This window comes from Bacillus sp. ISL-55, assembly GCF_018613155.1.
Lineage (GTDB): Bacteria > Bacillota > Bacilli > Bacillales > Cytobacillaceae > Mesobacillus.
The window spans coordinates 1-5,685 of the sequence record NZ_JAGGQU010000055.1 but is presented as its reverse complement, the minus strand read 5'-3'; the positions used below and the strand labels follow the sequence as shown (position 1 = coordinate 5,685).

General features: G+C 42.9%; 9 protein-coding genes. All 9 read left to right on the top strand.

Going from position 1 to position 5,685, the window contains the following annotated elements:
• A partial coding sequence (locus tag J7E32_RS21570) for a hypothetical protein (RefSeq protein WP_214911624.1) occupies positions 1–275 on the top strand: 275 nt, incomplete at its 5' end.
• 545 nt (positions 276–820) lie between these two features.
• On the top strand, positions 821–1,654 hold the full coding sequence (locus J7E32_RS21565) for an RsbT co-antagonist protein RsbRA (RefSeq protein ID WP_214911623.1): 834 nt from the start codon (positions 821–823) through the stop codon (positions 1,652–1,654).
• Entirely contained in the window at positions 1,651–2,007 is a 357-nt protein-coding gene (locus tag J7E32_RS21560) for an STAS domain-containing protein (protein ID WP_214911622.1), read from the top strand. Before J7E32_RS21565 ends, J7E32_RS21560 begins: the two co-directional genes overlap by 4 nt.
• 4 nt (positions 2,008–2,011) lie before the next feature.
• Positions 2,012–2,413: an anti-sigma regulatory factor gene (locus J7E32_RS21555; protein ID WP_079504363.1), complete on the top strand. Its 402-nt coding sequence runs from the start codon at positions 2,012–2,014 to the stop codon at positions 2,411–2,413.
• Positions 2,414–2,424: 11 nt separating this feature from the next.
• Positions 2,425–3,435, top strand: coding sequence for a PP2C family protein-serine/threonine phosphatase (locus tag J7E32_RS21550; protein ID WP_214911621.1), 1,011 nt, complete (start codon positions 2,425–2,427; stop codon positions 3,433–3,435).
• A gap of 58 nt (positions 3,436–3,493) precedes the next feature.
• Positions 3,494–3,826: an anti-sigma factor antagonist gene (locus J7E32_RS21545; protein ID WP_214911620.1), complete on the top strand. Its 333-nt coding sequence runs from the start codon at positions 3,494–3,496 to the stop codon at positions 3,824–3,826.
• Positions 3,823–4,296 (top strand): anti-sigma B factor RsbW, encoded by a 474-nt coding sequence (gene rsbW, locus J7E32_RS21540; protein ID WP_214911619.1) that lies wholly within the window; start codon positions 3,823–3,825, stop codon positions 4,294–4,296. Before J7E32_RS21545 ends, rsbW begins: the two co-directional genes overlap by 4 nt.
• A complete protein-coding gene (gene sigB / locus J7E32_RS21535; RefSeq protein WP_214911618.1) occupies positions 4,274–5,068 on the top strand; it encodes an RNA polymerase sigma factor SigB in 795 nt (264 codons plus the stop codon). The genes rsbW and sigB overlap by 23 nt, the downstream gene beginning before the upstream one ends.
• The gene (locus J7E32_RS21530) at positions 5,065–5,664 is read left to right on the top strand and encodes a PP2C family serine/threonine-protein phosphatase (RefSeq protein ID WP_214911617.1); all 600 of its coding nucleotides are present in this window, start codon (positions 5,065–5,067) and stop codon (positions 5,662–5,664) included. Before sigB ends, J7E32_RS21530 begins: the two co-directional genes overlap by 4 nt.
• Positions 5,665–5,685 lie beyond the last annotated feature (21 nt).

Sequence of the window (5,685 nt, the reverse complement as noted above, 5' to 3'; positions counted from 1 at the left end):
TCACCCCCTCCTACTCGATTGCCCAGGATGATTGGGCTGGTTATTTGGAGAGTGGTCGTAACCAAGGGGTCTCGGAATGGTGTGGACGGCAAAAATGTTTTGGTCATCCAGATTTAAGACAGGTTTGGCAGCGAAAACGGAAAAGCTGTCAAGAAAAGCCCGGAATCGTGACAGGTTTGGTAGCGAAAGCAGAAAAGCTGTCAAGAAAAGCCCGGAATCGTGACAGGTTTGGCATCGAAAACGGAAAAGCTGTCAAGAAAAGCTCAGAATCGTGACAGGTTTGGTAGCGAAAGCAGAAAAGCTGTCAAGAAAAGCCCGGAATCGTGACAGGTTTGGCATCGAAAACGGAAAAGCTGTCAAGAAAAGCCTGGAATCGTGACAGGTTTGGCAGCGAGAGCGGAAAAGCTGTCAAGAAAAGCTCAGAATCGTGACAGGTTTGGCAGCGAAAATGGAAAAACTGTCAAGAAAAGCTCAGAATCGTGACAGGTTTGGCGACGAAAACGGAAAAGCTGTCACGAAAAGAATCTGTAATCCTCCTGCATAAAAGCAAGCAGCTAACCATATTTCCTAAACCAGAACAAGAATTTATATCAATCAAATTGAATCCAAGAAAAATAGGAATAATAAAAATATCCGTCATGCAATATCCGTTGAGTCCTGTCGATAAGTTGATTTTATTTGACGAAAGGAAACTGTTATCATTAAATGGAGATATATAATCTGGATTTTATGAATATTTATTTACATTTTTAAAATTGGTTTACAATTGGACGGAAACGGGTAATGTAAAATTTTGTTGTGATAGAATGGGGAGGATGGAATGAATAGAATAATTTCAAATTACATCCAGGCTCACAAGCAAGAGATCCTGGATCAATGGATAGATAGGACAAAGGAAGAAGCGGATGAGCGGGTGATTCGCCTTGTATCTGACCGGGTTTTTCAGTCTACGAGCAAGGAATTCATCGACCTCATCATTTCTAATTTTAAAGGATCGAATGAAGAATATAAGGAAAAGTTGACGGACTTTGCTGAAAAAGTAGTAAGGCTTGGCTGGCCGTTGACATTCGTCACGAAAGGTCTTCATACCTTTAATTTAATTGTTTTTGAAGGCATGCAGAAAGAAGGAGTCGTGACGCAGGAAAATCAGATGGAAATCGTTTACGAATTTGACCGCTGGGCAACTCCGATGAACAATGAAATCGTCAGTGTATATTCGTCAACGTGGGAAAGAACAGTTTCTCTCCAGAAAATTGCCTTGCAGGAGCTTTCAGCCCCGCTCATTCCAGTGTTTGAAGGAATTACAGTAATGCCATTAGTCGGTACGATTGATACCGAGCGTGCAAAGCAAATCATGGAGAATCTGCTTAAGGGTGCGGTGAAACACCGTTCTGAGGTGGTCCTGATCGATATTACAGGCGTACCGGTCGTTGATACGATGGTTGCCCACCATATCATCCAGGCAGCTGATGCCGTCAGGCTCATCGGTGCTAAGTGCATGCTCGTAGGGATTCGTCCTGAAATTGCACAGACCATTGTGAATCTGGGCATCGACCTGAACCAGTTTACAACAAAGAATAACCTGAAAAAAGGGATTGAAGCAGCTCTTGAGCTGACAAATAAAAAAATTGTGTCATTGGAGGGAGCAAAGTGAGAATACCTATCCTAAAGCTGGATGATTGTCTGTTGGTTTCCATACAATGGGAGCTGGATGACCAGACTGCGCTTCAATTTCAAGAGGACTTGCTCCACAAAATTCATGAGACAAGTGCAAATGGAGTTGTCATTGATTTAACCTCAATCGACTTCATAGACTCTTTCATCGCCAAGGTTCTTGGAGATGTCATTAATATGTCCAAGCTCATGGGTGCAATTGTAGTCATTACTGGAATCCAGCCTGCTGTTGCCATAACGCTAATTGAATTGGGTATCGGCCTTGATGATGTCCTAACTGCATTAGATTTAGAAAAAGGTTTGGAGAAATTACAACAGGAATTGGGGGATTAAGTGAATGGACATCCAATCCTGCGTTACGATCATTAACGAATGGGACATCGTCGCAGCACGCCAGCTTGGCCGGAATGTTGCGAAAGAGCTTGGTTTTGGAACTGTTGACCAGGCGCGAATCACTACAGCCATCAGTGAATTGGCCAGAAATATCTACTTGTACGCCGGCAAAGGGCAGATTTGCATCGATAAATTATATGACGGCGGTAAAGCGGGATTGCGAATCAACGCAGTGGACAGCGGTCCAGGTATAAAAGAAATACGCCAAGTCATGGAAGATGGCTTTTCAACATCAGGAGGACTTGGAGCCGGCCTTCCCGGGGTAAAACGTCTTATGGATGAATTCGACATAGACTCAAGTCCCGGACAAGGAACACAGATCAGAGCGACTAAATGGCTCCGTTAGGGGGAAAAAGTATGGATTTCCGAGAAATGATGGAATCAAAGTATCGGGATATTCTTGACAATTATATAAAAGAGCAATCAGAACAAGCATTGTATGCAGGGCAGAAATTCAGCCGGAAGTCGATTGAACACAAAATCGCGCCGGAAGAAATCATCAGCGTGCATAAAAGCTTGCTGCTTGAGATGTATCCTGAACTACCGGAAGATATTATGCATTCCTTTGATATTCTCCTTGAGGTGATGATTGGTTATGGCATTGCTTATCGAGAGCACCAGAGCTTAAGGCATCAGCAAGAGGAATTAAGGTCCGAAATGGAGATTGCCGCCAATGTTCAGCAAACATTGCTCGGTACGAAAATCCCGATTGTGCCTGGCCTTGATATCGGGGCAATAAGTGTCCCGGCTAAGCACATGAACGGTGATTACTTTCATTTTGTCCAGGATGAGAACAACAATATCAGCGTTGCAATCGCTGATGTCATTGGGAAAGGGATTCCGGCAGCTCTTTGTATGTCCATGATTAAATATGCGATGGACAGTCTGCCAGAAAACAGGCTCGATCCGAGCAGCATCCTGGAAAATCTGAACAGAGTCGTTGAACAGAACGTTGACCCAAGTATGTTTATTACGATGTTCTACGGAATGTTCAAACCTTCCAACAATGTCTTCTATTATGCATCTGCAGGGCATGAGCCTGGTTTCTATTACGATTCCAAAAAGAAGGAATTCTCAGAGTTGGTCGCAAGAGGCTTGCTGCTTGGAGTGGATAAGCGGACGAAATATACCCAGTATGAAAAAGAAATATTGCCTGGGGATATGGTGATCCTGATGTCTGACGGAGTAACAGAATGCAGGACAGAAGAAGGTTTCATCGAAAAGGAAACATTAATCGGATATATAAATAAATATATTCACTTAAATGCTCAGGAAATTGTCAATAATATCTTTAGGGAACTTGAAAAACTTCAGCATTTCCAATTGCGTGATGATTTTACTTTAATCATTTTGAAAAGAGATGTTTAATCAGGTTTCAAACCGGGTAAATCAAAAGAGCAATTGAATTGTAAAGGGTGGGTCATTTATGAATATTTCAATAGATGTTAAAGAAACAGAATCAAAGCTAGCAGTTAAGGTAAGTGGCGAAATTGATGCATATACAGCTCCACAGCTTCGTGAAAAGCTTTTCCCTTTGTCTGAAAAAGAGGGCGTAAAGATGGTTGTTGACCTTTCGGAGGTCAATTATATGGATAGTACAGGGCTTGGAGTATTTGTCGGAGTATTCAAGAACGTCCGTGCACATGACGGTGAATTCAAAATCGTTGGGTTGTCCGAACGTTTACAGAGACTTTTCGAAATCACCGGCTTGGCCGATATTATCGATATAAACAGCCAGATTGAGGGTGGAGTGCAATGAACCAGTCATTTGACTATATTGAAATGAAAATCCCGGCTAAACCAGAGTTCGTGGGTGTCATTCGTTTGACCCTTTCTGGTATCGCAAGCCGCATGGGTTTTTCCTACGACGAAATTGAAGATTTGAAAATCGCTACGAGTGAAGCTTGTACGAACGCTGTACAACATGCATATAAAAACAATGAGAACGGCGAAGTCATCATCGGTTTTGGATTATATGAAGACAAGCTTGAAGTAATGGTTGCAGATAATGGCCAGAGCTTTGATTTCCATTCAGCACGCCAGGGACTCGGCCCTTATGAACAGAATAGTTCTGTGGAATTCCTTCGTGAAGGAGGCTTGGGACTGTATCTGATCGAAACCTTGATGGACGAGGTTCGAATCCATCACAAAGAGGGCGTCACGGTCTTTATGACCAAGTACCGAGAAGGAGAGCAGGTGGAGAGAGATGCAGAGACAATCTCAACCTAAGCAGAGACCAAAAGAAGAGATTAATGAATTAATCAAAGCCTACCAGCTGCATGAGGATGCAGACGCCCAAAATGAGCTGGTTCTTCATTATCAAAACCTTGTCGAAACAATTGCCAGAAAGTATTCCAAAGGACGGTCATTCCACGAGGATATCTTCCAGGTCGGGATGATTGGACTTTTAGGCGCGATCCGACGCTATGATGAAACATTTGGCAAAAGCTTTGAAGCATTTGCCGTGCCTACCGTCATTGGTGAAATCAAAAGATTCTTAAGAGATAAAACGTGGAGCGTCCACGTACCACGCAGGATAAAGGAGCTTGGTCCGAAAATCAAGACGACTGTCGAAGATTTGACCACCCACCTGCACCGCTCTCCACGAGTAGATGAAATCGCGGAAGCACTCGAGGTTTCTGAAGAAGAAGTATTGGAAGCCATGGAGATGGGCAAAAGCTATCAGGCCTTATCCGTTGACCATTCTATTGAAGCCGATTCTGATGGAGGAACAGTCACCCTGTTGGATATCGTCGGAAACATTGATGAAGGCTATGAAAAAATCAATCAAAGAATGGTGCTCGAAAAAGTACTGCATGTACTAAGTGAACGCGAAAAGTTAATTATCCAATATACCTACCTTGATAACCTCAGTCAGAAAGAGGCTGGTGACAAGTTAGGTATTTCACAGATGCATGTATCACGTCTTCAAAGAAGGGCAATCAAAAAACTTCAAGAAGCGATTCATGCGGAAAACAACAACTCGGAGTACATTACATGATTCAACAGTTCAAAGACAAAATAGAACTTTATGCTTACCAGACAATCAAAGAAGGTAAAATAGAGTGCGGTGACAGCTATTATTATACGGCTACTGATGATTATTTTGTCTGTGTACTTGCTGATGGATTAGGGTCAGGGCAATACGCCCATGAAGCTTCTGCCGCTGTCGTTTCAGTAGTAGAGCAACACCATCACGAAGATGTAGATACGCTCATGAAATACTGCAACAATATTTTGGTGCAAAAAAGAGGGGCGGCTGTCTCGATCTTCAAAGTCTACTTCGAAACCCGCGAATTTGTATACAGCTGTGTCGGAAATATCCGTTTCTTCCTCTATACCTCAAATGGCAAGCTGACATACCCATTGCCAGTAACAGGTTATCTGTCAGGGAAGCCGCAGGTATTTCACACCCAGAGATTCATTTATGAGCCGGAATCAAAATTCCTGATATACTCAGACGGTTTTGACAATATCCACGGTGCTAAAACGATTTTGAAGGGATATCGCTCAGTTGGTGCCATCGCAGAGCAAATTAAAAGCGAATATGCAAACTCAATGGATGATGCAACTTTTATTGTAGGAAGTCTACTTTAGCTGAACTATACCCCGGATAGC

Coding starts and splice junctions, on each gene's coding strand:
- J7E32_RS21565 (WP_214911623.1), top strand. CDS start 821: ATGAATAGAATAATTTCAAATTACATCCAGGCTCACAAGCAAGAGATC.
- J7E32_RS21555 (WP_079504363.1), top strand. CDS start 2,012: ATGGACATCCAATCCTGCGTTACGATCATTAACGAATGGGACATCGTC.
- J7E32_RS21550 (WP_214911621.1), top strand. CDS start 2,425: ATGGATTTCCGAGAAATGATGGAATCAAAGTATCGGGATATTCTTGAC.
- J7E32_RS21545 (WP_214911620.1), top strand. CDS start 3,494: ATGAATATTTCAATAGATGTTAAAGAAACAGAATCAAAGCTAGCAGTT.
- rsbW (WP_214911619.1), top strand. CDS start 3,823: ATGAACCAGTCATTTGACTATATTGAAATGAAAATCCCGGCTAAACCA.
- sigB (WP_214911618.1), top strand. CDS start 4,274: ATGCAGAGACAATCTCAACCTAAGCAGAGACCAAAAGAAGAGATTAAT.
- J7E32_RS21530 (WP_214911617.1), top strand. CDS start 5,065: ATGATTCAACAGTTCAAAGACAAAATAGAACTTTATGCTTACCAGACA.